29 protein-coding genes are annotated in these 26,605 nt (G+C 64.0%); 12 read left to right on the top strand and 17 right to left on the bottom strand.

The window, feature by feature from the left end; all coding sequences use genetic code 11:
* Window positions 1-244 precede the first annotated feature (244 nt).
* Entirely contained in the window at window positions 245-700 is a 456-nt protein-coding gene (locus ASG11_RS13560) for a hypothetical protein (RefSeq protein ID WP_055781158.1), read from the top strand.
* Here ASG11_RS13560 and thiS read toward each other — a convergent pair.
* Window positions 697-1,701 carry a sulfur carrier protein ThiS gene (gene thiS, locus ASG11_RS13565; protein ID WP_055781161.1) on the bottom strand — a complete coding sequence of 335 codons (1,005 nt, stop codon included), beginning with the start codon at window positions 1,699-1,701 and terminating at the stop codon, window positions 697-699. The genes ASG11_RS13560 and thiS overlap by 4 nt on opposite strands.
* Before the next feature lie 144 nt (window positions 1,702-1,845).
* Between thiS and aroQ the strand changes: the two genes are divergently transcribed.
* From aroQ to ASG11_RS13595, 6 genes are all read left to right on the top strand, one after another.
* Window positions 1,846-2,280: a type II 3-dehydroquinate dehydratase gene (gene aroQ / locus ASG11_RS13570; protein WP_055781164.1), complete on the top strand. Its 435-nt coding sequence runs from the start codon at window positions 1,846-1,848 to the stop codon at window positions 2,278-2,280.
* 52 nt (window positions 2,281-2,332) lie between these two features.
* Window positions 2,333-2,818 carry an acetyl-CoA carboxylase biotin carboxyl carrier protein gene (gene accB, locus ASG11_RS13575; RefSeq protein ID WP_055781168.1) on the top strand — a complete coding sequence of 162 codons (486 nt, stop codon included), beginning with the start codon at window positions 2,333-2,335 and terminating at the stop codon, window positions 2,816-2,818.
* A 6-nt stretch (window positions 2,819-2,824) separates the two neighbouring features.
* A complete protein-coding gene (accC, locus tag ASG11_RS13580) occupies window positions 2,825-4,174 on the top strand; it encodes an acetyl-CoA carboxylase biotin carboxylase subunit (RefSeq protein WP_055781171.1) in 1,350 nt (449 codons plus the stop codon).
* A 203-nt stretch (window positions 4,175-4,377) separates the two neighbouring features.
* Window positions 4,378-6,336, top strand: coding sequence for a S9 family peptidase (locus tag ASG11_RS13585; protein WP_055781174.1), 1,959 nt, complete (start codon window positions 4,378-4,380; stop codon window positions 6,334-6,336).
* Window positions 6,333-6,671 carry an arsenate reductase (glutaredoxin) gene (arsC, locus tag ASG11_RS13590; protein WP_055781177.1) on the top strand — a complete coding sequence of 113 codons (339 nt, stop codon included), beginning with the start codon at window positions 6,333-6,335 and terminating at the stop codon, window positions 6,669-6,671. Before ASG11_RS13585 ends, arsC begins: the two co-directional genes overlap by 4 nt.
* Complete coding sequence (locus ASG11_RS13595; RefSeq protein WP_055781180.1) at window positions 6,668-8,116, top strand: phospholipase D-like domain-containing protein; 1,449 nt, start codon at window positions 6,668-6,670, stop codon at window positions 8,114-8,116. The genes arsC and ASG11_RS13595 overlap by 4 nt, the downstream gene beginning before the upstream one ends.
* A gap of 151 nt (window positions 8,117-8,267) precedes the next feature.
* On the opposite strand, the gene ASG11_RS13600 is transcribed toward ASG11_RS13595, so the two are convergent.
* Window positions 8,268-8,693: a PAS domain-containing protein gene (locus tag ASG11_RS13600; RefSeq protein ID WP_082472848.1), complete on the bottom strand. Its 426-nt coding sequence runs from the start codon at window positions 8,691-8,693 to the stop codon at window positions 8,268-8,270.
* Between the two features lie 153 nt (window positions 8,694-8,846).
* On the opposite strand from ASG11_RS13600, the gene purL reads away from it, so the two are divergent.
* The 3 genes from purL to bfr all read left to right on the top strand — a co-directional run bounded on the left by purL (window position 8,847) and on the right by bfr (window position 12,030).
* The gene (gene purL / locus ASG11_RS13605; protein WP_055781185.1) at window positions 8,847-11,057 is read left to right on the top strand and encodes a phosphoribosylformylglycinamidine synthase subunit PurL; all 2,211 of its coding nucleotides are present in this window, start codon (window positions 8,847-8,849) and stop codon (window positions 11,055-11,057) included.
* Between the two features lie 208 nt (window positions 11,058-11,265).
* Entirely contained in the window at window positions 11,266-11,436 is a 171-nt protein-coding gene (locus tag ASG11_RS18440) for a (2Fe-2S)-binding protein (protein ID WP_082472903.1), read from the top strand.
* Window positions 11,437-11,535: 99 nt separating this feature from the next.
* On the top strand, window positions 11,536-12,030 hold the full coding sequence (bfr, locus tag ASG11_RS13610) for a bacterioferritin (protein ID WP_055781187.1): 495 nt from the start codon (window positions 11,536-11,538) through the stop codon (window positions 12,028-12,030).
* A 104-nt stretch (window positions 12,031-12,134) separates the two neighbouring features.
* Here bfr and ASG11_RS13615 read toward each other — a convergent pair whose 3' ends face one another.
* The 5 genes from ASG11_RS13615 to panB form a co-directional block, all read right to left on the bottom strand.
* The gene (locus ASG11_RS13615) at window positions 12,135-12,548 is read right to left on the bottom strand and encodes an Hpt domain-containing protein (RefSeq protein ID WP_055782677.1); all 414 of its coding nucleotides are present in this window, start codon (window positions 12,546-12,548) and stop codon (window positions 12,135-12,137) included.
* A gap of 167 nt (window positions 12,549-12,715) precedes the next feature.
* Window positions 12,716-14,083, bottom strand: a complete 1,368-nt coding sequence (gene der, locus ASG11_RS13620; RefSeq protein WP_055781190.1) for a ribosome biogenesis GTPase Der — start codon at window positions 14,081-14,083, stop codon at window positions 12,716-12,718.
* Between the two features lie 155 nt (window positions 14,084-14,238).
* Window positions 14,239-15,561, bottom strand: a complete 1,323-nt coding sequence (locus ASG11_RS13625; protein ID WP_055781193.1) for a PQQ-like beta-propeller repeat protein — start codon at window positions 15,559-15,561, stop codon at window positions 14,239-14,241.
* Window positions 15,558-16,259 (bottom strand): tetratricopeptide repeat protein, encoded by a 702-nt coding sequence (locus ASG11_RS13630; RefSeq protein WP_055781196.1) that lies wholly within the window; start codon window positions 16,257-16,259, stop codon window positions 15,558-15,560. Before ASG11_RS13630 ends, ASG11_RS13625 begins: the two co-directional genes overlap by 4 nt.
* Before the next feature lie 72 nt (window positions 16,260-16,331).
* Window positions 16,332-17,204 carry a 3-methyl-2-oxobutanoate hydroxymethyltransferase gene (gene panB / locus ASG11_RS13635; protein ID WP_055781200.1) on the bottom strand — a complete coding sequence of 291 codons (873 nt, stop codon included), beginning with the start codon at window positions 17,202-17,204 and terminating at the stop codon, window positions 16,332-16,334.
* A gap of 119 nt (window positions 17,205-17,323) precedes the next feature.
* Here panB and ASG11_RS13640 point away from each other — a divergent pair, with 119 nt between their 5' ends.
* Both ASG11_RS13640 and ASG11_RS13645 read left to right on the top strand, forming a co-directional pair.
* Entirely contained in the window at window positions 17,324-17,785 is a 462-nt protein-coding gene (locus ASG11_RS13640) for a hypothetical protein (protein WP_055781203.1), read from the top strand.
* A 1-nt stretch (window position 17,786) separates the two neighbouring features.
* Complete coding sequence (locus ASG11_RS13645; RefSeq protein ID WP_055781204.1) at window positions 17,787-18,002, top strand: helix-turn-helix transcriptional regulator; 216 nt, start codon at window positions 17,787-17,789, stop codon at window positions 18,000-18,002.
* Between the two features lie 5 nt (window positions 18,003-18,007).
* Here ASG11_RS13645 and ASG11_RS13650 read toward each other — a convergent pair whose 3' ends face one another.
* From ASG11_RS13650 to ASG11_RS13690, 10 genes are all read right to left on the bottom strand, one after another.
* Complete coding sequence (locus ASG11_RS13650) at window positions 18,008-18,445, bottom strand: hypothetical protein (protein WP_055781207.1); 438 nt, start codon at window positions 18,443-18,445, stop codon at window positions 18,008-18,010.
* Between the two features lie 225 nt (window positions 18,446-18,670).
* Window positions 18,671-18,952, bottom strand: coding sequence for a DUF427 domain-containing protein (locus ASG11_RS13655; RefSeq protein WP_055781211.1), 282 nt, complete (start codon window positions 18,950-18,952; stop codon window positions 18,671-18,673).
* A 12-nt stretch (window positions 18,953-18,964) separates the two neighbouring features.
* On the bottom strand, window positions 18,965-19,315 hold the full coding sequence (locus tag ASG11_RS13660) for an ArsC family reductase (RefSeq protein ID WP_055781213.1): 351 nt from the start codon (window positions 19,313-19,315) through the stop codon (window positions 18,965-18,967).
* A complete protein-coding gene (locus ASG11_RS13665; protein ID WP_082472850.1) occupies window positions 19,312-19,743 on the bottom strand; it encodes a GNAT family acetyltransferase in 432 nt (143 codons plus the stop codon). The genes ASG11_RS13660 and ASG11_RS13665 overlap by 4 nt, the downstream gene beginning before the upstream one ends.
* Window positions 19,740-20,582, bottom strand: coding sequence for a subclass B3 metallo-beta-lactamase (bla, locus tag ASG11_RS13670; RefSeq protein ID WP_055781219.1), 843 nt, complete (start codon window positions 20,580-20,582; stop codon window positions 19,740-19,742). The genes ASG11_RS13665 and bla overlap by 4 nt, the downstream gene beginning before the upstream one ends.
* Before the next feature lie 208 nt (window positions 20,583-20,790).
* On the bottom strand, window positions 20,791-20,913 hold the full coding sequence (locus ASG11_RS19380) for a hypothetical protein (RefSeq protein WP_269083399.1): 123 nt from the start codon (window positions 20,911-20,913) through the stop codon (window positions 20,791-20,793).
* Window positions 20,910-22,466 (bottom strand): glutamine-hydrolyzing GMP synthase, encoded by a 1,557-nt coding sequence (gene guaA, locus ASG11_RS13675; protein ID WP_055781222.1) that lies wholly within the window; start codon window positions 22,464-22,466, stop codon window positions 20,910-20,912. The genes ASG11_RS19380 and guaA overlap by 4 nt, the downstream gene beginning before the upstream one ends.
* Before the next feature lie 66 nt (window positions 22,467-22,532).
* Window positions 22,533-24,686, bottom strand: a complete 2,154-nt coding sequence (locus tag ASG11_RS13680; RefSeq protein WP_055781225.1) for a prolyl oligopeptidase family serine peptidase — start codon at window positions 24,684-24,686, stop codon at window positions 22,533-22,535.
* 95 nt (window positions 24,687-24,781) lie between these two features.
* Entirely contained in the window at window positions 24,782-25,204 is a 423-nt protein-coding gene (rplQ, locus tag ASG11_RS13685; RefSeq protein WP_055781229.1) for a 50S ribosomal protein L17, read from the bottom strand.
* A 281-nt stretch (window positions 25,205-25,485) separates the two neighbouring features.
* Entirely contained in the window at window positions 25,486-26,547 is a 1,062-nt protein-coding gene (locus ASG11_RS13690) for a DNA-directed RNA polymerase subunit alpha (RefSeq protein ID WP_055782680.1), read from the bottom strand.
* Window positions 26,548-26,605 lie beyond the last annotated feature (58 nt).

A 26,605-nucleotide genomic window follows, 5' to 3' on the forward strand; every position in this document is an offset into this window, starting at 1 on the left:
CTACCCGCACCTGACATGGTGCACGCCCGCGATGTTTGATGGGCAGGCCATTGTCCGGCCGAAGGTCCACTAACTGAATTTATCGCCATCTACAGGTTTTGCCCGCAAAACACTGAGCCGCCATGCTTTACCGCATCCGGATCATGCCGGTACGCGCGATCAACCGCCTTTCGGGCAGGACGAGATGCGTCCAACGGCGATTTCGTGCGTTGCGGCGATCTAATCTCAATCAGGAATCGCATCCATGATCTTGAAAAAATCCGTGCTCGCGGTGGTCGCACTCGGCCTGTCGGTGACCGCTCAGGCCCAGGACAAGAAGAATACCGGCCAGGTGGCCGGCGATATTGCGAGCCAGCCGGCGCGCGATGTCGGCATCGCCAAGACGAAGATTCCACCGGTGCTGAAGTCGGCTGCTGCGGCGCCTTACGCCCAGCTCAAATCCTGCACGCAGATAAACAGCGCAATCCGCGAGTTGACCAGCGCGCTCGGCCCAGATCTCGATTCGGGCAGCAATGCTCCTCGCGCAGGCATCGCCGAAGTGGGCGGCCGCGCCGTGGTCAATTCGCTGATCCCGTTCCGCGGGGTTGTACGCGAAGTGTCCGGTGCCGCTCCAGCACAGCGGCGCCTGGATGCAGCGATCAGCGCGGGATATGCGCGGCGCGGTTTCCTGCGCGGCCTGAAGATCGCCAAGCGCTGCTAGATCAATCCGCTGAGCGGGCTGGAAGGGTCGGCGTACATTCGCTTGCCCATCCGACCCGCCAAATACGCCATGCGCCCGCTCTCGACGCCGGCCTTCATCGCCGCCGCCATCAGGATCGGATCCTTGGCCTCGGCGATCGCGGTATTCATCAGCACGCCATCGCAACCTAACTCCATCGCCGCCGCCGCATCCGAGGCAGTGCCGACGCCGGCATCGACCAGTACGGGCACGCCTGCGCCCTCCACGATCAGGCGGATCGTGACCTTGTTCTGGATGCCGAGGCCCGAACCGATCGGCGCGCCGAGCGGCATGATCGCAACCGCGCCGACATTTTCCAGCCGCTTCGCCGCGATCGGGTCGTCCACGCAATAGACCATCGGCTTGAAGCCTTCGTTCGACAGGATCTCGCAAGCGCGCAACGTTTCGACCATATCGGGATACAGCGTCTTCGCCTCGCCCAGCACCTCCAGCTTGACCAGATCCCAGCCGCCCGCCTCTCGCGCCAGACGGAGCGTGCGGATCGCGGATTCGGCATCGAAGCATCCGGCGGTGTTGGGGAGATACGTGATCTTCTTCGGATCGATGAAGTCCGTCAGCATCGGCGCGTTGCGATCGCTGACATTCACGCGGCGCACGGCAACGGTCACGATCTCGGCACCCGAAGCCTCCACCGCCGCCGCGTTCTGCGCGAAATCCTTATACTTACCAGTGCCGACGATCAGCCGGGACGTGAACGTCTTGTCCGCGACGGTCCAAGTATCGGTCCTGACCGGCGTGACGTGATCGCCGCCTCCTACAAAGTGAACGATTTCCAGTTCGTCGCCATCCTCGACCATCACGTCGGCCAGCGTCGACCGCGGCACGATCTCCAGATTGCGCTCGACCGCGACTTTCTCGGGCACCAGTCCGAGATCCGCGGCAAGTTGCGCGATGGTCAGGCCGGCAGCGATACGGCGATGTTCGCCATTGACGCGGATCGAGACGGTATGATCGGAATGCATCTTAATCCTTTGCCGTTCGCTTCGAGCGAAGTCGAGAAGCCTGCCCCGGAACCTGTATCTCGACTTCGCTCGATACGAACGGGTAAGGGAAGGTAGACGCGATATAGGCCGTGGTGCCTTGGTCGCAACCGAAAGGCCATTCGCTTGCCCGACACGATTTACGTCCTCAACGGCCCGAATCTCAACCTGCTTGGCCTGCGCGAGCCGGATATCTATGGTCATGATACGCTCGATGATATCGCGGGCATGTTGGAAGACCGCGCGCGCGACCTCGATCTGAAGATCGATATGCGCCAGTCCAACCATGAAGGACATATCGTCGATTGGCTCCACGAGGCGCAGGCCGAGGGTGCCAAGGCGGTGATCCTGAATGGCGGCGCCTATACCCACACCTCGATCGCGATCCACGACGCGATGAAAGGGATCAAGACGCCGGTTATCGAGGTGCATCTGTCGAACCCGCACGCACGCGAAAGCTTCCGTCATCAGAGCTATATCGCGCGGGCCGCGAAGGGAACCATCGCCGGGTTCGGCGCGCTTTCCTATGTCCTGGCGCTTGAAGCCGCCGCGCGTCTCTGACAGGACGCGGGCCGTATAAGGGAAACATCCCGCAAAAGGAGTTCATGGTCGCATGACCGATGCAAATACCAACGAAGCCATGCGGATCGATGTCGATCTGGTGCGTCAACTCGCACAATTGCTCGACGATACGTCGCTGACCGAGATCGAGGTCGAAGACGGCGGGCGCAAGATCCGTATCGCGCGCAAGGCCGCGTCCGTCGCTGCCGCGCCCGTGCAGTATGCCGCCGCCCCGCAGGCTGCCCCGACCGCCCCCGCCGCTGCCGCAACGACCGAAGTCGGCGCCCCGGCACCGGCGAGCACCGCCGATGCGGTGAAGTCTCCGATGGTCGGCACGGTCTATCTCGCGTCCGACCCGGCGTCGAAGCCGTTCATCGCGGTCGGCGACAAGGTCGCGGCCGGCGCGACCTTGCTGATCGTCGAGGCGATGAAGGTAATGAATCCGATCGTCGCGCCCAGCGCCGGCACGGTGAAGGCAATCCTGGTGCAGGACAAGCAGCCGGTCGAGTTCGACCAGCCGCTCGTCGTGGTCGAGTAACCAGCCTTGGCCCAGATCAAGAAACTGCTGATCGCCAATCGCGGCGAGATCGCGTTGCGCATCCATCGTGCATGCCATGAAATGGGCATCCAGACGGTCGCGGTACATTCCACCGCCGATGCCGATGCGATGCATGTACGGCTCGCCGATCAGGCGATCTGCATCGGCCCGCCGGCAGCGACCGATTCCTATCTGAACATTGCCAACATCATCTCGGCAGCCGAGATCAGCGGCGCGGATGCGATCCATCCCGGCTACGGGTTCCTGTCCGAGAACGCCAAGTTCGCGGAGATCGTCGAGGCGCACGGCATCATCTTCGTCGGACCAAAGCCCGAACATATCGTCACGATGGGTGACAAGGTGGAAGCCAAGCGCACCGCCGGTCGGCTCGGTCTGCCGCTCGTTCCGGGATCGGATGGCGCGATCAGCGACATCGCCGAGGCGCGGGAGATCGCGGCGCGGATCGGCTATCCCGTGATCATCAAGGCGGCCTCGGGCGGCGGCGGACGCGGCATGAAGGTGTGCACGTCCGAGGATCAACTCGAGACGTTGATCAGCCAGGCCGGCAGCGAGGCCAAGGCCGCGTTCGGCGACGCCACCGTCTATATGGAAAAATATCTCGGCAATCCGAGACACATCGAATTTCAAGTGTTCGGCGACGGCAACGGCAATGCGATCCATCTCGGCGAGCGCGATTGCTCGCTGCAACGTCGCCATCAGAAGGTGCTGGAGGAAGCCCCCTCCCCGGTGCTCGGTGAGGAGGACCGCGCGCGCATGGGCGCTGTGTGCAGCAAGGCGATGGCCGATATGGGCTATCGCGGCGCGGGCACGATCGAATTCCTGTGGGAAGACGGCGAATTCTACTTCATCGAAATGAACACCCGGCTGCAGGTCGAACATCCGGTGACCGAGATGATCACCGGTCTCGATCTGGTGCGCGAACAGATCCAGATCGCCGAAGGTCGCCCGCTGACCCTTCGCCAGCAGGATGTGGTGTTCCGGGGCCATGCGATCGAATGCCGCATCAACGCCGAGAATCCGCGCACTTTCGCACCTTCGCCGGGACTGGTGACGATGTTCCACGCGCCGGGCGGCATGCACGTTCGCGTCGATAGCGGGCTGTATGCCGGCTATCGCGTGCCGCCTTACTACGATTCGATGATCGCCAAGCTCATCGTCTACGGCACGACGCGCAACGGCGCGTTGCGGCGTTTGCGGCGGGCGCTGGAGGAGTTCGTGATCGAGGGGCCGACGACGACGATCCCCCTGCATCAGGCGTTGCTCGACGATCCGGATTTCCAGGCCGGCGATTATACGATCAAGTGGCTGGAGGAATGGCTGGCCAAGCAGGAATGAGGCGGGGCTGACGTCTCCCCTAACACTACCGTCATCCCGGACCGGATCCGGGATCCAACGAGCCGAACGCGCAACGCCCGCCACCAATGTTCTACTTAGCCGCCCGTTGGATCCCGGATCAAGTCCGGGATGACGGCTATTAGGCACCTTCCCCCTCTAGCCCACCTCTGCCAAAACCCTCCCCATAACAGGGGAGAATCGCCATGATCCGTTTGCCCGCCGCCACCGCGTTGGCGCTGGTCTTCGCCGTGCCCGTCGCCACGTCTTTATCGGCGCAGGTCAAGACGCCCGACCGGCCCGTCACCGACCCCAGATCCGTCACCTCCCCCGTCAATCCGAACGCCCGGGCGGTGCCGGTCGAGGATATCGGCACGTCGCGCTCGCTCGGCACCACGGCATGGAGCGCCGACGGCAGGCAGATCTTCGTCGCCACGAATCTGACAGGGCGAACGAATATCTGGCGCACCGACACTGCCGGCAGTTGGCCGGTTCAGCTTACCCAATCGGACGATTCGCAAACCGGCCTCGCGCCGTCCGCCGACGGCAAATACGTCTATTTTCAGCAAGATGTCGGCGGTAACGAATATCCCGATATCTACCGTGTGCCGGTCGACGGCGGGGCGGTCGAGCAGATCACGAAGACACCGGACCGGCGCGAGGGCAGCATGCTCGTCGGCGGTGCGAAAGGCGCGATCGCCCTGTCGACCAAGCTGAAGACCGAAGGCCAGACCAACCTTGCCGTGCTCGATGCGGACGGCAACGTCCGCGTGCTCACCAAGGAAGCGGACCCGCAATTCGCCTGGGGTGCGGTGGCCTGGGTCGATAGCGGCACGGCGATCATCGCCAATCGCGACCGGGTCGATTCGAAGGTTGGGGAAGTGTGGCGCGTCGATGCCACGACCGGGGCGGCGACCAAGCTGATCGCCAAGGCCGACACGGTCTATCAGGCCGCCGATGCGACGCCGGATGGAAAGTGGATCGCGGTCAGCACCGACGACGGCACCGGGCAGCTGCACGCCGGCCTGTACGACACCGCCGCCAGGACGTGGAAATGGCTCAAGCCGACGCCCTGGGAGCAGACCGCCAGCAGCTTGACCCGCGACGGCAAGGCCCTGATCTTCGCAACCAACGCCGATGCACGCAGCACGCTCTACCGTTATGATATCGCACGCGGCACCGAAACGGCGTTGCAGGTGCCGCCCGGGGTGAACTACCTGACCGGTGCAGATCCTCGCTCGCCCGACGGTCGCACGTTGCTGGTCGGCCATTCGGGTGCGGATTCGCCGACCAACCTGTACCTGTACGATCTCGCCAGCGGTGCCGCGCGCCCCGCGACTCAGCTCGCCATTGCCAGCCTCTCCCCCGATGTGCTGCCGAAGTCCGAGGTCGTGACTTATAAGAGCTTCGACGGCACGCTCGTCAGTGCGGTCGTCACGATGCCCGCCAACCTGAAGCGCGATGGCCGCAACCCCGCGATCGTCCTGCCGCATGGCGGGCCGACCGGTCAGGCGCAGGATGGCTACAGCCGTTATGCCACCGCTTTCGCCAGCCGCGGCTACATCACGATCCAGCCCAATTTCCGCGGCTCGACCGGCTATGGCAAGGCGTTCCAGGAGGCGAACTTCAAGGATCTCGGCGGCGGCGATTTGAAGGACACCGTCGCGGCGAAGACATTTCTCGTCAACACCGGCTATGTCGATGCCAAGCGCGTCGGAATCTTCGGTGGATCGTATGGCGGCTTCATGACGCTGATGGCGATCGGCCGCGTGCCGGACGAGTTCGCCGCCGCCGTGCAATGGTTCGGTATCATCAACTGGCGCACGATGTACCGCGATCAGGACGAACTGCTAAAGGCCTATCAGCGCGGCCTGCTCGGCACGCCGGAAACCGACCCGAAGGTCTACGACGCGTCCTCCCCCCTCACCTATATCCGCGCCGCCAAGGCTCCGTTGCTGACGATCCAGGGCGAGAACGACATCCGCGTGCCACGCGGCCAGGCGCAGGAGGTCAACGACATCCTGAAAGCCAAGGGCAACGTGGTCGAAACCGTCTTCTATCCGGCAGAAGGCCACGGGTTCCAGAAACGCGAGAACCAGCTCGACTCGCTCAAGCGCACGGTGGCGTGGTTCGACAAATATCTGAAGGCGGCGCCGGCAAAATGAAGGCGACCATCTGGCACAACCCGCGCTGCTCGAAATCGCGCGAGGCCTTGGCGATCCTCAGCGACACGCCGGGCGTCGACGTAACGGTGATCGAATATCTCAAGCACCCGCCGTCGCGCGCGACCCTCGCCGGGCTCTACGCCAAAGCGGGGATATCGCCGCGCGACGGCCTGCGGCGGAACGAACCCGAGGCCAAGGCATTGGCGGGTGCAAGCGACGCAGCGATATTGGACGCCATGGCCGAGAACCCGATCCTGATCGAACGGCCCCTGGTGGAGACCGAAAAGGGCGTACGGCTCGGGAGGCCGCCGGAGCGTGTGCGCGACGTACTTTGAGCGCGCTCGAACCTGGCCGCAATTGCTGGCGCATCGAAACTGCCACCCGCGCCACCGTGATCATCGACGCCGATCGCTATTTCAAGGCGGCGCGCGCGGCGATGCTGAAGGCCAAGCATCAGATCCTGCTGATCGGCTGGGATTTCGACGCGCGTATCGATCTGACGCCGGATGGCGATCCCGGTGACGGTGCGCCGCGCAACGTCGGCGATTTCATTTATTGGCTGGTGAAGCACCGCCCCGAATTACAGGTCTATACGCTGCGCTGGGATGTCGGCGCGTTGAAGACGCTGGTGCGTGGGTCGACCATCTTCACGGTCGCCAAATGGATGACGCACGAACGCATCCACACCAAGCTCGACGGATATCACCCGGTTGGAGGATCGCATCACCAGAAGATCGTCGTGATCGATGATTGCCTCGCTTTTGCCGGGGGGATCGACATGACGTCGGAACGCTGGGACACGCGCGAGCATCTCGACGACCAGCCGTGTCGCACCGAGCCGGGCGGCAGGGATCGCTACAAACCATGGCACGACGCAACCACCGCGCTGTCCGGGCCGGTCGCGTCGGCGCTCGGCCACCTGTGCCGCGATCGCTGGGAATTGGCGGGCGGGAAGCCGATCGACCCGCCCCCCGCCACCACCGATTGCTGGCCCGACGGGCTGGACGTGGACTTTTCCGATATAGACGTCGCCGTATCGCGCACCGAACCGGAAATGCCGGATCACCAGCCGGTGATCGAGATCGAGCAACTCTATCTCGATCTGATCGCGCGCGCACGACGGCACATCTATGCAGAGAGCCAGTATTTCGCCTCGCGAAAGATCGCCGAGGCGATCGCGCTCCGGCTGGACGAGCCGGACGGTCCCGAAATCGTCATCATCAACCCGACCACCGCACAGGGTTGGCTGGAGCCGATCGCCATGGACACGGCGCGGGCGCGGCTGTTCCAGGCCTTGAAGCATCACGACACGCACGATCGCCTGCGCATATATCACCCGGTCACAAAGGGCGGCCTGCCGATCTACGTTCATGCCAAGATTCTGGTGATCGATGACCGAGTACTCCGCGTCGGATCGTCCAATTTCAACAATCGATCGATGCGCCTCGATACGGAATGCGACGTGACGATCGACGCGGATCACGGTGCCGACCCGGCGTGCATAGCGGCGATCCGCGACGGTCTGATCGCCGAGCATCTCGGGTCGAAGGCGAGTCGCGTCGCAGCGGTGCTGGTCGAAACGGGATCGCTGATCGCCACGATCGACCGCCTGCGCGCGCCCGGGCGGACGCTGGTCGATTACGAGGTGCCGGAGTTGAGCGACGTCGAGGAATGGCTCGCAGACAATGAAGTGCTCGATCCCGAAGGCCCAGGCGAGATGTTCGAAAGCTTGAGCAAGCGAGGCCTGTTCCGACGGATGCAGTTCTGGCGCAAGGGGTGACCGGCCCTCACCTTGGCTCCCCGTCATCCTGAACTTGCTTCAGGATCCAGGCGCGGTTCGTTGCCGAAACTAATAATTTCTGTGACGCGGATGACCGCGCCTGGATGCTGAAACAAGTTCAGCATGACGGGGTCTATTTCGTAGGGCCAAATCACCCCGTCATCTCTGCCGTGACATCCTGTTTCGTGCCGTACAGGATGACCGCTTTGCCGTTGCGCCTCTGCACGTCGGCATTCAGCCGCATCCAGCGCACGTCGCCGTCCAACCGCCGGATCTGTGCCTCGAACGTGAAGCTGCCGCACGTTTCCAGCGCCGCCGCGCGCAGTCGCTCCAACAGCGTCCGCGATTCGGGCAGATACAGGTCGAGCGTCGAGCGACGATCCACCGCCACCCCCCGCGGTATGCCGAACAGGTCGAACACGCCGCTCGTCCAGCGCAATTGCTCGGTGGCGAGATCGCACTGCCATGCGGCGGGCAGCGCGGGCAGATTGCACGGCTCGTCGGCCCGGAAGTCGCTCAAACGCGGCGCGGGTGCCCCCACCTGCCGGATCCGGTGACGTTCGAGGTGAGTGCCCATGACGCTCCCATGCCTGCCAGCAATTAAGGCTGCGTTATCCCGTAGATTTCGACGACGAGACGCTCCTTCTCCAGCGAGAATTTATGGCGGGGATCGGCAACGGCCCGTCCCCACGGGGTGACGGATCGCGCGTACCCCGCTAAAGGCGCGGGCATGACCAAGATCACGCCCGAGATCGTCGCCGAACACGGCCTGTCGCCCGAAGAATATGAGCGCGTCCTGCACGCCATGGGGCGCGAGCCGAACCTGACCGAACTCGGCATCTTCTCGGTGATGTGGTCCGAACATTGCAGCTATAAATCCAGCCGCATCCATCTGAAAAAGCTGCCGACCACCGGCCCTCAAGTCATCTGTGGCCCAGGCGAGAATGCCGGCGTGATCGATATCGGTGACGGTCAGGCGGCGATCTTCAAGATGGAGAGCCACAACCACCCGTCCTATATCGAACCCTATCAGGGTGCGGCGACCGGAGTCGGCGGCATCCTGCGCGATGTCTTCACGATGGGCGCGCGGCCGATAGCCAATCTCAACGCGCTGCGCTTCGGATCGCCCGATCACCCCAAGATGAAGCATCTGATCGCTGGCGTCGTCCATGGCATCGGCGGCTACGGCAATTGCGTCGGCGTGCCGACGGTAGGCGGCGAGGTGAATTTTCACCCGGCCTATGACGGCAACATCCTCGTCAACGCGATGACGGTGGGCGTCGCGGATCAGGACAAGATCTTCTATTCCGCCGCATCCGGCGTGGGCAATTCGATCGTCTATGTCGGCGCCAAGACGGGGCGGGACGGCATCCACGGTGCCACGATGGCATCCGCCGATTTCGGCGAAGATGCCGATGCCAAGCGCCCGACCGTTCAGGTCGGTGACCCCTTCACCGAAAAACTACTGATCGAAGCGTGCCTGGAACTGATGTCCAGCGACGCGATCGTCGCGATCCAGGATATGGGCGCAGCCGGTCTCACCTCTTCCAGCGTCGAGATGGCGAGCAAGGGCGGCGTCGGCATCGAACTGATCATGGACGACGTGCCGCAGCGCGAGACCGGCATGACGCCGTACGAGATGATGCTCAGCGAATCGCAGGAGCGCATGCTGATGGTGCTGAAGCCCGGCCGCGAGGATTTCGCCGAGGCGATCTTCCGCAAATGGGAACTGGATTTCGCGGTCATCGGCCATGTCACCGAAACCGGACGGATGGTGTTGAAGTGGAAGGGCGATGTCGTCGCCGATATCCCGCTCGGGCCGCTCGCCGACGATGCACCGCTGTACGACCGCCCGCACGTCCCCACCCCGCCGGCGAAGGCGCTGGTCGACGTGCCGGAAAGCACCGACATCGCCGCCGATCTGCTGACGCTGATGGGCTCACCCGATATCGCGTCGCGGCGCTGGATCTGGGAGCAATACGACCACATGGTCGGCGGAGACACCGTGCAGCGCCCCGGCGGCGATGCGGCGGTGGTCCGCGTCCACGGTACGCCCAAGGGCCTTGCCATGACGACCGATTGCACCCCGCGCTATTGCTTCGCCGATCCCTTCGAGGGCGGAAAGCAGGCGGTGGCCGAGGCCTGGCGCAATCTGAGTGCGGTCGGCGCGACACCACTCGCCGTCACCAACTGCCTGAACTTCGCCAACCCGCAACGGCCCGAGATCATGGGCCAGATCGTCGGTTGCCTGGAGGGTATGAGCGAGGCCTGCCGCGCGCTCGATTTCCCGATCGTGTCGGGCAATGTCAGCCTCTATAACGAAAGCAAGGCGACCGGCGGCGGCTCGGCGATCCTGCCAACCCCAGCGATCGGCGGCGTCGGTCTGCTCGCCGATTGGTCGAAGAGTGCGACGATCGCTTTCAAGGGCAGCGGCGACGTGATCCTCGCGGTCGGCACGCGACGCGGCGATCTCGGCCAGACCTTATGGCTGCGCGAATGTCACGAGCGCGAAGACGGACCGCCGCCGCGCGTCGATCTCACCGCCGAACGCAGGTCCGGCGACCTGATCCGAGAGGCGATCACGCTAGGCCAACTGACAGCGGTGCACGACGTGTCCGACGGCGGCATAGCCGTGACGCTCGCCGAGATGGCGCTGGCCGGCGGGATCGGCGCGATGATCGATCGCAAGCAGCCGTTCGATTGCGCGCACAGCTTCTTCGCGGAGGATCAGGGCGTCTATATCGTCACCGTCGAGGACAGTGCGCTGATGGACTTCCTGGGCGCCGCGCACGCCGCCGGGGTCGAAGCCGAACCGATGGGCCGTACCGGCGGCAAGCGTCTGATCTTCGAACGCCCTAACCGCGACGACGTGGTGACTTTGGACGCCCTTCGCACCGCGCACGAAGGCTTCTTCCCGACGCTTATGGGCAGCGCCGCCTGAAACGGATTAGCCATTTCGCAAAGCGCGGGAGCGATTCGCTCGGAACGACGTGATTCGGCGTTCTGGACTGTGGGCGCTGTCCCGCGCTTGCCGCCAGCACGTTTTCTAAATGCGATGAGCAGCGTCGCCTAATGCGAGTCAGACGCAAAAAGGCTTGCGAACAATTCTCATTAGCCCTACTCGCGCTTCAGAGAGGATGGAGCGTCACATGGTCGTTTGCGTCTGTAATGCGATTCGGGAAACCCAGGTCCGCGAAGCTGCCCGCAACGGCGCGACCAGCGCCTGCCAGGCATATCGGAGCCTCGGCCGCCAGCCTAAATGTGGCCAGTGCGTTCCGTTCGCGCGATCCATTATCGATGCGGAGCGTGCTGCTGCGTAGCGTTCGCAGGCGCAACAATCGGCGGAAAACCGCCATTTTTTGACTGTCGCGACCTGTCCGTTTGCGCTATCTAACGGCGCAACGAACGGAGATCTTATCATGCGCGGCGACCCCAAAGTTATCGATTATCTGAACGAGGTGCTCAAGAACGAGCTGACCGCAATCAACCAATATTGGCTGCATTATCGGCTGTACGACCACTGGGGTGTCCGGAAGCTCGCCGAGTTCGAACGGCATGAATCGATCGACGAGATGAAGCATGCCGACTGGGTCGCGGAGCGCATCCTGTTTCTCGACGGCCTGCCCAACTTCCAGCTGCTCGGCCGCCTTCGCATCGGTGAATCGGTGCAGGAAGTGTTGCAAGCCGATCTCGATCTCGAGATGGAGGCCCTGCCGCCGCTGCGCGACGCGATCGAGCACTGCGAGAAGGTTCGCGATTATGTCAGCCGTGATCTGTTCCGCAAGATCCTCGATAGTGAAGAGGAACATGTCGACACGCTGGAGCGCCAGTTCGAAATGATCCAACGCATGGGCATCGAGAATTACGTGCAGCTGCAGAGCAAGCCGGCGAACGAGGAAATCGACCACGTTTGAGCCGGGGTTGAATAGCTAGGCTGACAGGGGCTGGTCCGTTGGGCCGGCCCCTTTTCATATAAATTGCGCGCGGCTGATGCGCAGTCCGATCCGCCAGCGGTGAATTAGATCGCCCGGCGCCCGAACCCCGCCGATGGCCGACGCGCGACCAGCGGGTTGGCCTCGCGCTCGAGCAGCGCCAGCGTCTGTTGGAACAGCGGGCTGAGCTGCACGACATGCTCCAGGGCTTCCTCCGGCGTATCGTGGTTTTCCACGCAATCGCGCGCGATCGTCTCGATGGTTTCGGCCAGCATGCCGAGCGGCTCGGCCCCGAACTGGCGCGCCTCGCCCTTCAGCGTGTGGGCAGGGATGACCAGAGCGGCGGCATTGTTGGCGCGCATCGCCGTCTCGATCGCCGCGACCGATTTCACCCCGTCCTCGCGGAAATAGCCGAGAATACGTACGAACCCCGCGCCCAGTTCGCTTCGCGAACGCTGGTAGGCGGCCCAATCGACCAATGTGCTGCCTTCGAACGACACCGTCTTCTCCTCCATTGGGCGCGACCCACCCCTTGAGAGTGTAGATGACCTTCTAGAAGATTTGGGTAAACGTAAGGTTGACGGACAGAACCGATATGGGTCGATCAAGATAAACCAACCCACTCAATACTAGTCATTTTTTACTGCGACGTTTGGCGGGTCAGGTTCTATAGGTCGAATGGGTTCTTCGGCGCGCGGAGTGTAAGGCGCACAGGCACCGCGCCGAACCCGAGATCGCGGCGGATGCCGTTGATCAGATAGCGTTGATAGCTCGTCGGCAGTTGATCGACGCGGGTGCCGAACAGCACGAAGCCCGGCGGGCGCGTCTTTGCCTGCGTAAGATAGCGCAGCTTGATGCGCTTGCCGCCAGGCGCGGGGGGCGGATTGGCCTCTATCGCTTTCTCGAACCAGCGATTGAGTTCGCCGGTACCGACCCGCTTTGACCAGATCTCGCGCGTTTCGAACGCGACCTTGATCAGCATGTCGAGCCCCTTGCCGGTCGCCGCCGACACGGTCAACACCGGCACGCCCTTGGCTTGGCTCAACCCCTCGTCCAACGCCGCCTTTACGCCGTTGAACAGCGAACTGGCATGTTCGGCCACATCCCACTTGTTGAGCGCGATGACGAGCGCACGCCCCTCCTGCAACGCGGCGTCGGCGATCCGCAGATCCTGCGATTCCAGCCCGCGCGTCGCATCGAGCAGCAGCACGACCACTTCGGCGAAATCGATTGCGTGCAGCGCGTCGGCGACGGAGAGCTTTTCTAGCTTGTCCTGTACGTTGGCGCGCTTCCGCATCCCGGCGGTATCGATCAGGCGCACCGCGCGCGCCTCGCCCTCGGCATCGTGCCACGTCCAGTCGACCGCGATCGAATCGCGCGTGATGCCAGCTTCCGGACCGGTAATGAGGCGTTCCTCACCCAGCATGCGATTGATCAACGTGGACTTACCCGCATTCGGGCGCCCGACGATCGCCAGCTTCAGCGGCGCGCTGAGATCGTCCTCAGCATATTCCGGTTCCTCCTCGACATCCTCGCGATCGATATACGGGAGCAGCGCGTCGAACAGATCGCCCATGCCCTCGCCATGTTCGGCGGAAAGCTGCACCGGATCGCCATAGCCGAGAGCGAGCGATTCAAGGATGCCGGCCTCTCCGGCTTTGCCTTCGGCCTTGTTGGCGACCAGCACGATCGGTGTATCGGAGCCGCGCAGCCAGCGCGAGATTTCTTCTTCGAGTGGCACAACGCCGACGCGCGCGTCGATCATGAACAAAGCGACATCGGCCTGTGCCACCGCTGCCTCGGTCTGCGCGCGCATGCGGCCAGGGAGCGTCGCGGCGTCCTCATCCTCATATCCGGCAGTGTCGATGATACGGAAATCGACGCCGACCAGCGTGGCGTCGCCCTCGCGCCGATCGCGGGTCACGCCGGGGCGATCGTCGACCAGAGCAAGCTTCTTGCCGACAAGGCGGTTGAACAGGGTCGACTTGCCGACATTGGGACGGCCGATAATCGCGACCACAGGGAGCTTAGACATCGCCGCCCCTTAGCCGGGTTGGCGGCAAAGGTCACGCGGTGTGAACGACGCGCCGTTCACAGTCCCAAAAACACACCCGTCATCCCGGACCTGATCCGGAATCCAACCAGCGGCTTTCCGCTACGCACGATCCAAATCCGGGATGACGGCAGATTTTATTTATAGGCTGCAATCCGGCCTTTCATATCCATCACGTAAAGCGTGTTGTTGACCACCACCGGCGACAGGTTGAAGGGTGTGCCCGACTTGATGATCGTGCCGATCTCGCCCGAGGCCACCGCGACCGAGACGATCTCCCCTTCCGAATTGGTCAGCAGCAGACGTCCACCCGCCAGCACCGGGCCAAACCAGGTAATCGTGCCAGAGCGCTTCTTCTCGTTCGTGAAGCCCTTCAACTGGCTGATCCAGCGCACCTTGCCCGTAGCGCGCGACAGGCAGACGAGCTTGGCATCGTCGGTGACGAGAAACAGCCATTCGCCCGCGATCCATGGCGTGGAGATACCGGCGAAGTTCTGCGACCAGACGCGGCGGCCCGTGCCGATATCGATCGAGACGGTACGCCCGCCCTGTCCGACCGCATAGACGCGGCCCTGGTCGATCACTGGCGAAGCGTCGATATCTGCGAGCGACGATACCGAGGTCGAGATCGCCGAGCGCGACAGCGCATCCTGCCACAAGGCGCGACCGTTTTCGTAGCGATAGGCGTTAAGTTCGCCCGACGAGAAGCCGGCGATGATTGATCCCGAACCTGCGGCCGGAGCAGCGACGCCGAATACGCCCTGCGATTCGAGACTGCCCGAGGATTGCCAGGCGGTCTTGCCGTCGGCCTGGTTGAGCGCGAACAGCTGATTGTCCTGGCTCAGCACGTAGACGTTGCCGTTGGAGATCGTCGGTGCGCCCCGCAGTGGCCCGCCCGGCTTGACGCGCCATACTTCCTTGCCGTCCGCGGCGTTCAGCGCGACCACGTCGCCCAGGCCATCGGTGGCGAAAACCTTGCCGTCGTCGAAGCTGACCCCGCCGCCGAAGCGCGCTTCGCGGTTCTTCTTGCCCGAGGTCAGATCCACCGACCAAACGCGCGCTCCAGTGTCGGCCGAGAACGCGTGGACCGTGGCCGCGACGTCGATCGCATAGAGCCGCCCCTCGGCGACGACCGGCGGCGCGGCAAGACGCTGGCGGTTGCTGCCGCCATCGACACTCGCCACCCAGCTGCGCGACAGCGACTGGCCAAGCGAGAGCTGGCCCATCGACTTGGCCGCATTACCGCCCGGCTGCGCCCATTCGGTATTCGTTTCCGGTGCGGGCAGCAGCACTTCGACCGCGGCGATCGTCTTGTCGGCTTCGACCGGCGCTTCCGACAAGAGAATCGGAACGCGATCGCCCAGCACCGGGGTCTTCTTGCCGCCGCCCTTGAAGATTCCGCAGGCGCTGAGCGCCATCAGCGCCGCGATTGCGACCGACGCCCTGGTCCGTGTCATCATGGTGCTTTCTTTTCCTCAACGGTATCGACCGCGTCGATCCCCAGTACGCCGGCCATCTGAACCGCGCGTTGACGGATGCTGGCCGGGACGGTCTCTTCCTTGGCGATCTGCGCGAAGAGCGGACCGGCCAGCTCCTTGCGGTTCATTTCCAGATAGGCCGCGGCGACCAGCTCGCCCGCACTGCCGAACCATGGGTTGCCCTTCACGACCAGCGGCTTCAGCCGCGTGACGACCATGTCGGGCTTCAGCGTATCGAATTCGGCCGAGGTCTGGCGGATCAATGCGAGATCGCGGAACGGCTGGGCGAGCGACGTATCGGCCGCGATCTCGCCGAACTTGGCGGCGGCACCCTTCAGATCGTTCTTGGCGAGCAGCACGTTGCCCTGGCTGAACTTCGCGCTGGCGCGGATGCCCCCGACATCGGAACCGGCCAAAGTCTCGAGCGGCACTGCGGCGGCGTCGGTCTTCTGCGCGGTCAGATCATCGATCGCGGCGCTGAGCTGTTCGCCTTGGACGCCCGCCGCCTCGGTCTGGCGATGTTGCCAGTACAGCACGCCGCCGAACACCGCGAGGGCAAGCCCGATCCCGGCCAGCAGCCAGCGGCCATAGCGCGTCCAGAAACTGGTCAGCTGATCGCGGCGGAGTTCTTCATCGACCTCGCGCAGGAAAGCTTCGTCGGTAGGCGGCGTGACGGCCAAGGCAGGCTCCAGATCGGGTCGGGGAATGGAAGCCGCGGACCTTAGCGACGCACGGCTGGAAGGGAAAGGGGATCAATCCTTCGGCTGATAGGTCTGCTCCGGCCCGGGGAAGGTGCGGGAGCGAACGTCCGAAGCATAGGTCTCGACCGCGGCAGAAATGCGGCCGGCCATGTCGTCGAATTTCTTCACGAACCGCGCGGTGCGCTCGAACAATCCCAGCATATCTTCGGTGACGAGCACCTGCCCGTCGCAATCCGCCGAAGCGCCGATGCCGATCACCGGGCAGGAGACTTCGGCGGTGATCGCGCGGGCGAGGGGTTCGATCACGCCCTCCGCGACGATCGCGAACGCGCCCGCCTCGGCGATCGCGCGGGCATCGGAGATGATCTTGGCATGTTCGGCGTTGCTGCGGCCGCGCGCGCCATATCCGCCGAGCGCGTTCACCGCCTGCGGCGTGAGGCCGATATGCCCCATCACCGGAATGCCGCGCGCCGACAGGAACGCGACCGTCGGGGCCATCGCCTCCCCGCCCTCCATCTTCACCGCCGCCGCGCCGGTTTCGGCCATCACGCGCGCGGCGGAGTGGAACGCCTGTTCTGGGCTGGCCTCATAGCTGCCGAACGGCATGTCGATCACAACGACGGAATGGTAGCTGCCGCGTACCACGGCGGCACCGTGCGCGCACATCATGTCGAGCGTGACGGGCAAGGTGGACGGCAGGCCGTAAATCACCTGCCCCAGACTATCGCCGACCAATAGCAGGTCGCAGTGCGGATCGAGCAGCTGCGCCATGCGCACGGTGTAGGCGGTGAGCATCACCAGCGGCTCCCCAGTACCATTGGGGCCCTTGCGGGCGAGGATCGCGGGCACGGTGAGGCGCTTCATCGGCGCGGGTGTGGGGTTCGCGCGGCTGGTCGAGGTGTCGATCGTGAAGGTCGTGGACATGGAGTGCGCTTACCGGGTTGGGCGGAAGTTGCCAATGTTGGCGCGCATCCAGTGCCGCGCGCTTGACTTGATGTTAGAAATATATAACATCATGCATATCAAAACTAACTGGAGCGGACATGACGTTCAGGGAAAAGTCGCTGTGGGTATCGATGATCGCGTCGGCCGCGATCTGGGGATCGTATCTCTTCGACGTCGGATCGCTGCTCGCGCACGGCACGGTCAGCGCGGCCCAGGCCTATGGCGGCTTCACGCGATCGGTGATCCTGCTGGTCGTCGTGCAGGTGGCGGCGACGATCGTGCTGGCGACCATGGCCCCATCGGACGCCAACGCGCCGGAGGACATGCGCGACAAGGAATTCGCCGCCAGTGCCGCGCTGCCGGCCTACACCCTGCTGAGCCTGGTCATCGTCGTCGCGATGCTGGCGATCCCGCTGCTGGTGCAGGTCGCCCCGCGCTACATCACCGGCGACCCGGCAATGGTGATCGCGATCGTGCTGGGCAATGCCATGCTGCTGGCGCTCGTGATCGCCCACGTCACCTATTGCGCCGCGCAGATCCACCGTTACCGGCACGGCTGACATGGCCAAGCCACACATCACCAATCAGATCCGGACGCTGCGCTTCATGGCCGGCGAAATGACGCAGGCGGAGCTGGGCGAGCATATTCAGGTCACGCGGCAGACGATCGCGGCGATCGAGCAGGGCAAATATTCGCCCACGCTGGAGGCCGCGTTCCGCATCGCCAAGGTGTTCGGCAAGCCGCTGGACGACGTGTTCCAATGGGTGGACGACTAAATCGATCAGGACACCCAGCCGCGCCGCCGGGCATGGTTCGAGAGCCAGATCTCGAACGCGCCGATCGCTGCGATCAGGATCGGAAAGCCGGCGGCGGCGACGAAGCCCTTCACCGCGACGATGTCGGAGTTGCCGAAGAAATACCCGAACATCACGACGACCAGCACGAGCGACAGCACGAACAACGGATGTGCAAATCGCGAGCGGGCCAGCAGGGCAATCGCGCCGAACAATCCGCTCCACACCCCACCGCCATAGAGCCACAGAAACCAATGCGGGCGGCTGGCGAGCAATTCCCGGTCGTATTCCGACATCTCAGCGAGACGTTCGGGGGTGGTCGTCACATCCATGTAGAAGGCCGCGACGCCCATCATGCCCCAGAGCAGGACCAACACCGCCACGATCCAGAACCAGCCAGGTGCCTTGTTGCGAAATGACGCCACGTCGGTTGCTCCCCTATTTCGGGGCGAAGGATGCGCCGAATATTACGGTAGCGCAACTTCCTCTGTTTCGGCGCGGGTCACCCCAAATATCCGTTGAAGAGCCATCCCCTGACCTCCTTACTCGTCATCCCCGCGAAGGCGGGAATCCAGCTTCCTATTCTGGCGGCGGGCAAGGCAGCGGGATCCCGGATCAAGTCCGGGATGACGGATCATGATGATCGGACCTCAGCCGACCTTCACGCCCTTCCAGAAGGCGAAGCGGCCCTTGATCTCGGCGGCGGCGGATTTCGGGTCGGGGTAATACCAGGCGGCATCCGGGTTGCGCTGCCCGTCGACGACGACGGTCTTGTAGCTGGCATCGCCCTTCCACGGGCAATGGCTGTGCGTCCCGCTATCCTCGAACAGGTCGGCGTGCAGGCTGTCGGCGGGGAAATAATGATTGCCCTCGACCACGACGGTGTCGTCCGATTGCGCGAGGATCGCGCCGTTCCAAGTGGCAGTCGGCATGGCAGATTTTCCTTATGAAGCGATCCCGGCGTCAAGATAGGTATCCGGCTTGAACCCCGCCAGCAGCACGTCGCCCTGGACAAGGATCGGCCGCTTGATCATCGACGGTAGCGACAGCATCAATGCAATCGCCTTATCTTCGTTCAGGTCGGCCCGATCGGCCTCGGGCAGCTTGCGGAACGTCGTGCCCTGGCGGTTGAGCACCGTCTCCCAACCGAGCTTCGCGGTCCAGCCGCGCAACGTCGCCGCGTCGATTCCGGCCTTCTTGTAATCGTGGAAGGTGTAGGCGACGCCTTGCGCGTCGAGCCAGACGCGCGCCTTCTTCACCGTGTCGCAATTGGGGATACCGTAGAGAATCGTCATCGTTCGTCCTTCAGGAAACGGCCGAGCGTAACGACATTCTGCCGCTCCAGCCCGAGCGCCGCGTAGAAATCGAGCGCGGCGGCGTTGTCGTCGCGCACCATCAACTGAATCTTCGGCGCGCCCTGCCCACGCAGCCACTCCTCGGCCGCCGCCATCAGCGCGCGGCCCAATCCACCACGTCGTGAATCGGGGCCGACGGCGAGATAATAGACCCAGCCACGATGTCCGTCGAAGCCGACCATGACGCTGGCGACGATCGCACCGTCGTCGGCTCCGCCGTCACGAACGACGAGTACGGTCGATCCGGGGCTGCGCAAGGCCAGCGCGAAATCGGCGGCGGGGTCGTTCCAAGGGCGCGTCAGGCCGCACGCCTGCCATAAGGCGATGACCTGCGCGCCGTCCGCCGCCCGCGCGGGTTCCGGCGTCACGGCTGCTTTTGCTGCTTGGCCAATTCGACCGCGAACGCGGCGCGCGCGTCCTGCACCATCTTCGGCAGCACCGTCCGGTCGATCAATGTGTGCCTGGCGACGCGATCCATCAGGTCGGTCATTTCAGGATGAAACGGCAGCACGACATCGGCCTGCAACGCACCGATCCGATCGAAGCTCGTGCGGAAATCCCCGACGATGCCGGGATAGGCGCGATTGCCGACCAGCCGGTTGCCGGCGACGGTGAGGCTGCACGCGAACAGGACGTCCAGCGGCTTGCCGCGCTGCAAAATCCGCATCTTGTAGCTCGTGCAGCCCGGCGTATGCCCCGGCGTCGCCACGGCGGTCAGCGTGACGCCGCCCAGCGCGATACGCTCGCCATTGCGCACCGCACGATTCACATGCGCGGCGGGGAAGCGGACGACGCCGTAATTGGTCTCGCCCGGGGGGATGCCGCTGTCGAGGGCGGTTTCGTCCCCCGCGCCGGCGACCAGCTTGGCACCGCTCATCCTTTTCAGCGCCGCCACCGCACCGACATGATCGAAATGCGCGTGGCTGACGAGGATCAGCTTCACGTCGCGCAGCTTCACGCCACGCGCCACGATGTTGCGTGCGACCGCGTCCGCATTCTGCTCCATCGTGCCATCGATCAGGATCGCGCCGGCGGGCGTGTGGATGAGATAGGCGGCGAGCCCTTCCGATCCGACATAGTCGATCGCGCCGATCACCGGAAACGGCGCGATCGGGCGCGTCCAGGCCGGAGGATCGAGGCTTGCGGCGGCCGGGCCGGCGATGGCGGCCAGCGCGACCGTGATCAAAAGGTTGGAGAGGTGTCGCATGCTGGAGCCTCCGATAGTCAGCGGTCGGATACGATCTATAGTACCGTCACTCCGGAACAAGTCGGTGATTGTCCTCTTGCGACAGTTGCATCGGCACCTTCCCGGCGAAGGCCGGGGCCAGTCGGGAAACACAAGTGATCGGGCGTTGCGCGACGTAATTTCGTCCCCCGCAACTGAGCCCCGGCCTCCGCCGGGGAAGCGTACGTGTTCAGGTGAGATAAGCGCCGGACACGTCCGGGGTGACGAGCCGGCGGACTTTAGCTGCGGCGGCTTTCAGCCGCTGAACGACGAAGCCGGGATCCTGCCCCGCAGAATCCCGAGTCTTCGTCATTCCCACTCGATCGTGCCCGGTGGCTTCGACGTGTAATCGTAGGTCACGCGGTTGATGCCCTTCACCTCGTTGACGATCCGGGTCGCGACGCGCGGCAGGAAGTCGCCGGGGAATTGGAACGCCTGCGCGGTCATGCCATCGGTCGAGGTGACGGCGCGCAGCGCGAGGACGAAATCATAGGTCCGCCCGTCGCCCATCACGCCGACGGTGCGCACCGGCAGCAGCACCGCGAACGCCTGCCAGATCGCGTCGTACAGGCCGGCGTTGCGAATTTCTTCCAGGTAGATCGCATCGGCCTTGCGCAGGATATCGCAGCGTTCCTTGGTCACTTCGCCGGGAATGCGGATTGCGAGGCCGGGGCCGGGGAACGGATGCCGCCCAACGAACGCTTCGGTGAGGCCGAGTTCGCGGCCCAGCACGCGCACCTCGTCCTTGAACAATTCGCGCAACGGCTCGACCAGTTGCATGTTCATGCGTTCGGGCAGGCCGCCGACATTGTGGTGGCTCTTGATCGTCACCGAGGGTCCACCGGTGAAGCTGACGCTCTCGATCACATCCGGGTAGAGCGTGCCCTGCGCAAGGAAGTCCGCACCGCCGATCTTCTTCGCTTCCGCCTCGAACACCTCGATGAAGGTCGCGCCGATGAACTTGCGCTTGGCCTCGGGATCGGTGACGCCGGCGAGACCGGTCAGGAACAGCTCTTCCGCGTTCACATGCACGAGCGGGATGTTGTAGTGATTGCGGAAGAGGCTGACGACCTGATCGCTCTCGCCCGCCCGCATCAGGCCGTGATCGACGTAGACGCAGGTGAGTTGCTCGCCGATCGCCTCGTGGATCAGCACCGCCGCGACGGAGGAATCGACGCCGCCGGACAGGCCGCAGATCACGCGTCCCTTGCCGACCTGCTTGCGGATCTCCTCGATCTTCGCGGCGCGGAAGCCGGCCATCGTCCAGTCGCCTTCGAGCCCGCAGACGTGGCGGACGAAATTGCAGATCAGCTTCGCGCCGTCGGGCGTGTGGACGACCTCGGGGTGGAACTGCATCGCGTAAAACTGCCGGTCGTCGTCCGCGATCACCGCGAACGGTGCGCCTGGGCTGGCCGCGACGGGGCGGAAGCCGGGGGCGAGCGCGGTCACCTTATCGCCATGGCTCATCCACACCTGGTGGTTCTCGCCCGGCTGCCACAGGCCGTCGAACAGGTCGCAGCGGTCGCCGACCTCGATCACCGCATGGCCGAACTCGCCGCTGTCGCCCAGCGTCACCGTGCCGCCCAATTGATGCATCAGCACCTGCTGGCCGTAACAGATGCCGAGCACCGGCAGGCCGCTGTCGAGGATCACCTGCGGCACGCGCGGCGAGTTTTTGTCGAGCACCGAGGCCGGGCTGCCGGAAAGGATCACGCCCTTGGGTTGCATCCGCGCGAACGCCTCGGCGGCGTTCTGGAACGGGGCGATCTCGCTATAGACCCCCGCCTCGCGAACGCGCCGGGCGATGAGCTGGGTCACCTGGCTGCCGAAATCGACGATGAGGATGGAGTCGCTGGACTGGGTCATGCGGCCAGATAGCGGGGGTGGGCGGCAGATGCCAGCCCACCCCCCTCACCTCACTTCAACCTCGCCTCACTTCACCGGCTTGACGGCCAGTCCGGTCCATTTCGCGGCGAAGGCCCAATTGTCGGCGGCTTCCTCGATCACCTTGTCGGTCGGCTTGCCGCTGCCGTGGCCGGCGCGGGTCTCGATGCGGGCGAGGTGCGGCTTGTCGCCGATGTCCGCCGCCTGAAGCGCCGCGGTATATTTGAAGCTGTGGCCGGGGACGACGCGATCGTCGGTGTCGGCGGTGGCGACGAGGATCGCGGGATAGGGCCGGCCGCCTTTCACGTTGTGATACGGCGAATATTTATAGAGCGTGCGGAAGTCGGCCTCTTTCGAGGGATAGCCGTAATCGTCGACCCAATAGCGCCCGGCGGTGAAGCGATCGAAGCGCAGCATGTCCATCACGCCGACCGCCGGAAGCGCGGCGGCGAACAGGTCGGGGCGCTGGTTGGTGACGGCACCGACCAGCAGACCGCCATTCGATCCGCCCTGGATGGCGAGGCCGTCCTTCGACGTGATGCCCTGCGCCTTCAGATATTCGCCCGCCGCGATGAAATCGTCGAACACGTTCTGCTTGTTGGCGAGGCGTCCGCCGTCATGCCAGGTCTTGCCATATTCGCCGCCGCCGCGGATGTTGGCGACCGCCAGCACGCCGCCCTGCTCCATCCACGCGATCCGCGTTGCCGAAAAGGCCGGCGTGGTCGAGATGTTGAAGCCGCCATAGGCGTAGAGCAGGGTCGGAGCCGGGCCTTTGGTGGTCTTCTTGCGCACGACGAACATCGGCACCTTGGTGCCGTCCTTCGACGGATAGAAGACCTGCGACACGTCATAGGCTTCGGGGTCGAAGGCGACCTTGGGCTGGGCGAAAATCTCGACGCGATTGGTCTTCGCATCGTAGCGCAGGATCCATGACGGGTAATTGAAGCTGCTGAACGAGAAAAACGTCTCCGCATCGTCGCCGTCGCCATTGAAGCCGGAGGTGCTGCCGATCGCAGGCAGCGGCACCTTGCCCTCGGCCTTGCCGTCGAGCGAATAGCGGCGGACCTCGCTCTTCACGTCGACCAGGTAGGTCGCGATCAGCTTGCCGCCGATCAGGCTCGCGCTTTCCAGCACGGCCTTGTCCTCGGGCACGACGTCCACGATCGGCGGGGTGGCGGAGCGGGCATAGAGGTTCATCGCGACGATCTTGAGGCGGGGCGCGCCCTGATCGGTCATCCAATAGAAATTGCCGCCGACATTGCCGGCCAGCGTCCATTCGTTTTCCAGCCCCTTGACGATCGTGCGTGGGGTGGGGCTCGGCGAGGTCAGGTCGATGACGGTGATCTGGTAGCGATTGTCGGTGCCTTGCGTGGTGGTGATCACCAGCCACTTGCCGTCGTCCGTCACCTGCACCTGATGGCCGTATTTGGGGTTCTCCGGCGTCGCGTAGATCAGCGTGTCGGCGCTCTGCGGGGTGCCGAGCTTGTGGAAATAGACCTGCTGGTTCTCGTTCAGCGCCTGGAACTTGGCCCCCGCGGCGGGAGCGGCGAAGCGCGAATAATAGAAACCCGATCCGTCCTTGGCCCAAGCGAGGTTGGAGAACTTCACCCACTCGATCGTGTCGTCGGCTTGCCGGCCGGTGGCGACGTCGAGCACCTTGACCGTGCGCCAGTCGGTGCCGCCATCCTGGATCGCGTAGGCGAGCTTGGTACCGTCGTTGCTCGGTGCCCATTCGGCGAGCGCGGTGGCGCCGTCCTTGGCCCAGAGGTTCGGATCGATCAGCACGCGGCCCTCGCCGCGCAGCGAATCGCGGACGTACAGCACCGCCTGGTTCTGGAGGCCGGAATTGCGGCTGTAGAAATAGCGCCCGCCCTTCTTGGTGGGCACGCCGAAGCGTTCGTAATCGAGCAGCTGCTTCATCCGCGCCTTGAAGATGTCGCGGCCCGGCAGGGTGGCGAGATAAGCGTTGGTGACGGCATTCTGGGATGCGACCCAGGCGGCGACCTCCTTGTCGGTGCGGACGTCGTTTTCCAGCCAGCGATAGGGATCGGCGACCTTCACGCCGAACTGTTCGTCGACTTGGGCCACCTTGCGGGTTTCGGGGTATTGCATCGGGGCGGCCTTGGTCGGTGGTGTCGAAGCTTGGGAATATGCGGGGGGCGAAATGGCGATCAGGGCAATCAGCGGAACTACGCGGCGCATCCAACACTCCAGACATGCAAAAGGAGCCGCACTCTATCGAGTACGGCTCCTTTTGGAAGAGCTTGGCTCCTCCCCTCATCGAGGAGGATCAGCGGTCACGCCGCTTCGTTATAGTCCTCGTCTGAATAGACCGGACCCGAATCCTGACCCTTGGCGTCGACGTCGCGATCGACGAATTCGATCACGGCCATCGGCGAGGCGTCCGACAGGCGGATGCCGGCCTTGATGATGCGGGTGTAGCCGCCGTTGCGACCGGCATAACGCTCGGCCAGAACGTCGAACAGCTTCACCAGCTGCGCATCGTCGAGCAGGCGGGCATGCGCGAGGCGACGGTTGGACAGGCCACCCTTCTTCGCCAGCGTGATCAGCTTTTCGACGTAGGGACGCAGTTCCTTCGCCTTGGCGACGGTGGTGGTGATCTGTTCGTGCTTGATGAGCGCTGCCGACATGTTGCGGAACAGGGCGGTACGATGGGCCGAGGTACGCTGAAGCTTACGGCCGCCTACGCGATGACGCATTTTCTATATCCTTCTTCGTTCGTTAAGGGGCCGTTTTAAGGTACCCCAGACCAGGCGGTGCGAAACGGGCCACCGCCCAAAACCCTTGGAAGTTCACACAAGGTCACACGGTATGGACCTGCATTTCCTTCGAAGTTCACATAAGGTCACACGGTATCGGGTGTGTGACCTCCGGTATTCTCAGGCCCGCCGTGGCAAAGCCACGTCGTCGGACGCGGCCTTCGGCACCGCCGGCCGGGCTGGCGTCGTCTCCGGGTTGGCTTCCGCCAACCCGGTACGACTTAGCCCATGATTTCCTGCTCGAGCTTCTTGGCCATCTCTTCGATATTCTCAGGCGGCCAGCCCGGGATTTCCATGCCGAGGCGCAGACCCATGGACGACAGCACTTCCTTGATCTCGTTCAAGGACTTGCGGCCGAAGTTTGGGGTGCGCAGCATCTCGGCTTCGGTCTTCTGAACCAGATCGCCGATATAGATGATGTTGTCGTTCTTCAGGCAGTTGGCCGAACGCACCGACAGCTCCAGCTCGTCGACCTTCTTGAGCAGGTAACGGTTGATCTGCTGCGTATCGCCGGCAACCTCGCCTGCGGCAGCCGGAGCGGCATGGCCGATCGGCGCGGACCGCGCGACGCTCGAATCGTCGAAGTGGACGAACAGAGCGAGCTGGTCCTGAAGGATGCGACCGGCATAGCCGACCGCGTCTTCCGGCGTGATCGTGCCGTCGGTCTCGATCGTCAGCGTCAGCTTGTCGTAATCGAGTTCCTGCCCGACGCGGGTGTTCTCGACCTTGTAGCTGACCTGCTTGACCGGCGAATAGAGAGCATCGACCGGGATCAGACCGATCGGCGCATCGGCCGGACGGTTGGCGACGGCCGCGACATAGCCCTTACCGACATCGGCGGTGAGTTCCATGTTGAGCGTAGCGCCCTCGTCCAGGTGGCAGATCACCAGCGCCGAGTTCATGACCTCGATGTCGCCCGACACGGCGATGTCGCCGGCGGTGACGGTGGCGGGGCCGGTCGCCGAAAGCTGCAGGCGCTTCGGGCCTTCGCCCTGCATGCGCAGCGCGATCTGCTTCACGTTCAGGACGATGTCGGTGACGTCTTCACGCACGCCTGCCAGCGACGAGAATTCGTGCAGCACGTTCTCGATCTTGATCGAGGTCACCGCGGCACCCTGCAGCGACGAAAGCAGCACGCGACGCAGCGCGTTGCCGAGCGTCAGGCCGAAACCACGCTCCAGCGGCTCGGCGATGAAGGTCGCCTTGCGCTTGCCGTCACCGGACTTTTTCTCGAGACCGTTGGGCTTCTTGAGTTCCTGCCAATTCTTTGCATTGACGGACATGGGCTTCCCCTTGGTTTTGGACAGGTGCGGGCGGGCACCGGCCATGAGAGATCCGGCT

It is taken from the genome of Sphingomonas sp. Leaf357 (assembly GCF_001423845.1).
Classification (GTDB): Bacteria; Pseudomonadota; Alphaproteobacteria; order Sphingomonadales; family Sphingomonadaceae; genus Sphingomonas.

What these genes read in the sequence shown, in the direction of transcription:
- ASG11_RS13560 (WP_055781158.1), top strand. Translation starts at nt 245, where the DNA reads ATGATCTTGAAAAAATCCGTGCTCGCGGTGGTCGCACTCGGCCTGTCG.
- thiS (WP_055781161.1), bottom strand. Translation starts at nt 1,701, where the DNA reads ATGCATTCCGATCATACCGTCTCGATCCGCGTCAATGGCGAACATCGC.
- accB (WP_055781168.1), top strand. Translation starts at nt 2,333, where the DNA reads ATGACCGATGCAAATACCAACGAAGCCATGCGGATCGATGTCGATCTG.
- ASG11_RS13585 (WP_055781174.1), top strand. Translation starts at nt 4,378, where the DNA reads ATGATCCGTTTGCCCGCCGCCACCGCGTTGGCGCTGGTCTTCGCCGTG.
- arsC (WP_055781177.1), top strand. Translation starts at nt 6,333, where the DNA reads ATGAAGGCGACCATCTGGCACAACCCGCGCTGCTCGAAATCGCGCGAG.
- ASG11_RS13600 (WP_082472848.1), bottom strand. Translation starts at nt 8,693, where the DNA reads ATGGGCACTCACCTCGAACGTCACCGGATCCGGCAGGTGGGGGCACCC.
- purL (WP_055781185.1), top strand. Translation starts at nt 8,847, where the DNA reads ATGACCAAGATCACGCCCGAGATCGTCGCCGAACACGGCCTGTCGCCC.
- ASG11_RS18440 (WP_082472903.1), top strand. Translation starts at nt 11,266, where the DNA reads ATGGTCGTTTGCGTCTGTAATGCGATTCGGGAAACCCAGGTCCGCGAA.
- bfr (WP_055781187.1), top strand. Translation starts at nt 11,536, where the DNA reads ATGCGCGGCGACCCCAAAGTTATCGATTATCTGAACGAGGTGCTCAAG.
- der (WP_055781190.1), bottom strand. Translation starts at nt 14,083, where the DNA reads ATGTCTAAGCTCCCTGTGGTCGCGATTATCGGCCGTCCCAATGTCGGC.
- ASG11_RS13625 (WP_055781193.1), bottom strand. Translation starts at nt 15,561, where the DNA reads ATGATGACACGGACCAGGGCGTCGGTCGCAATCGCGGCGCTGATGGCG.
- panB (WP_055781200.1), bottom strand. Translation starts at nt 17,204, where the DNA reads ATGTCCACGACCTTCACGATCGACACCTCGACCAGCCGCGCGAACCCC.
- ASG11_RS13640 (WP_055781203.1), top strand. Translation starts at nt 17,324, where the DNA reads ATGACGTTCAGGGAAAAGTCGCTGTGGGTATCGATGATCGCGTCGGCC.
- ASG11_RS13645 (WP_055781204.1), top strand. Translation starts at nt 17,787, where the DNA reads ATGGCCAAGCCACACATCACCAATCAGATCCGGACGCTGCGCTTCATG.
- ASG11_RS13655 (WP_055781211.1), bottom strand. Translation starts at nt 18,952, where the DNA reads ATGCCGACTGCCACTTGGAACGGCGCGATCCTCGCGCAATCGGACGAC.
- ASG11_RS13660 (WP_055781213.1), bottom strand. Translation starts at nt 19,315, where the DNA reads ATGACGATTCTCTACGGTATCCCCAATTGCGACACGGTGAAGAAGGCG.
- bla (WP_055781219.1), bottom strand. Translation starts at nt 20,582, where the DNA reads ATGCGACACCTCTCCAACCTTTTGATCACGGTCGCGCTGGCCGCCATC.
- ASG11_RS19380 (WP_269083399.1), bottom strand. Translation starts at nt 20,913, where the DNA reads ATGACGAAGACTCGGGATTCTGCGGGGCAGGATCCCGGCTTCGTCGTT.
- guaA (WP_055781222.1), bottom strand. Translation starts at nt 22,466, where the DNA reads ATGACCCAGTCCAGCGACTCCATCCTCATCGTCGATTTCGGCAGCCAG.
- ASG11_RS13680 (WP_055781225.1), bottom strand. Translation starts at nt 24,686, where the DNA reads ATGCGCCGCGTAGTTCCGCTGATTGCCCTGATCGCCATTTCGCCCCCC.
- rplQ (WP_055781229.1), bottom strand. Translation starts at nt 25,204, where the DNA reads ATGCGTCATCGCGTAGGCGGCCGTAAGCTTCAGCGTACCTCGGCCCAT.
- ASG11_RS13690 (WP_055782680.1), bottom strand. Translation starts at nt 26,547, where the DNA reads ATGTCCGTCAATGCAAAGAATTGGCAGGAACTCAAGAAGCCCAACGGT.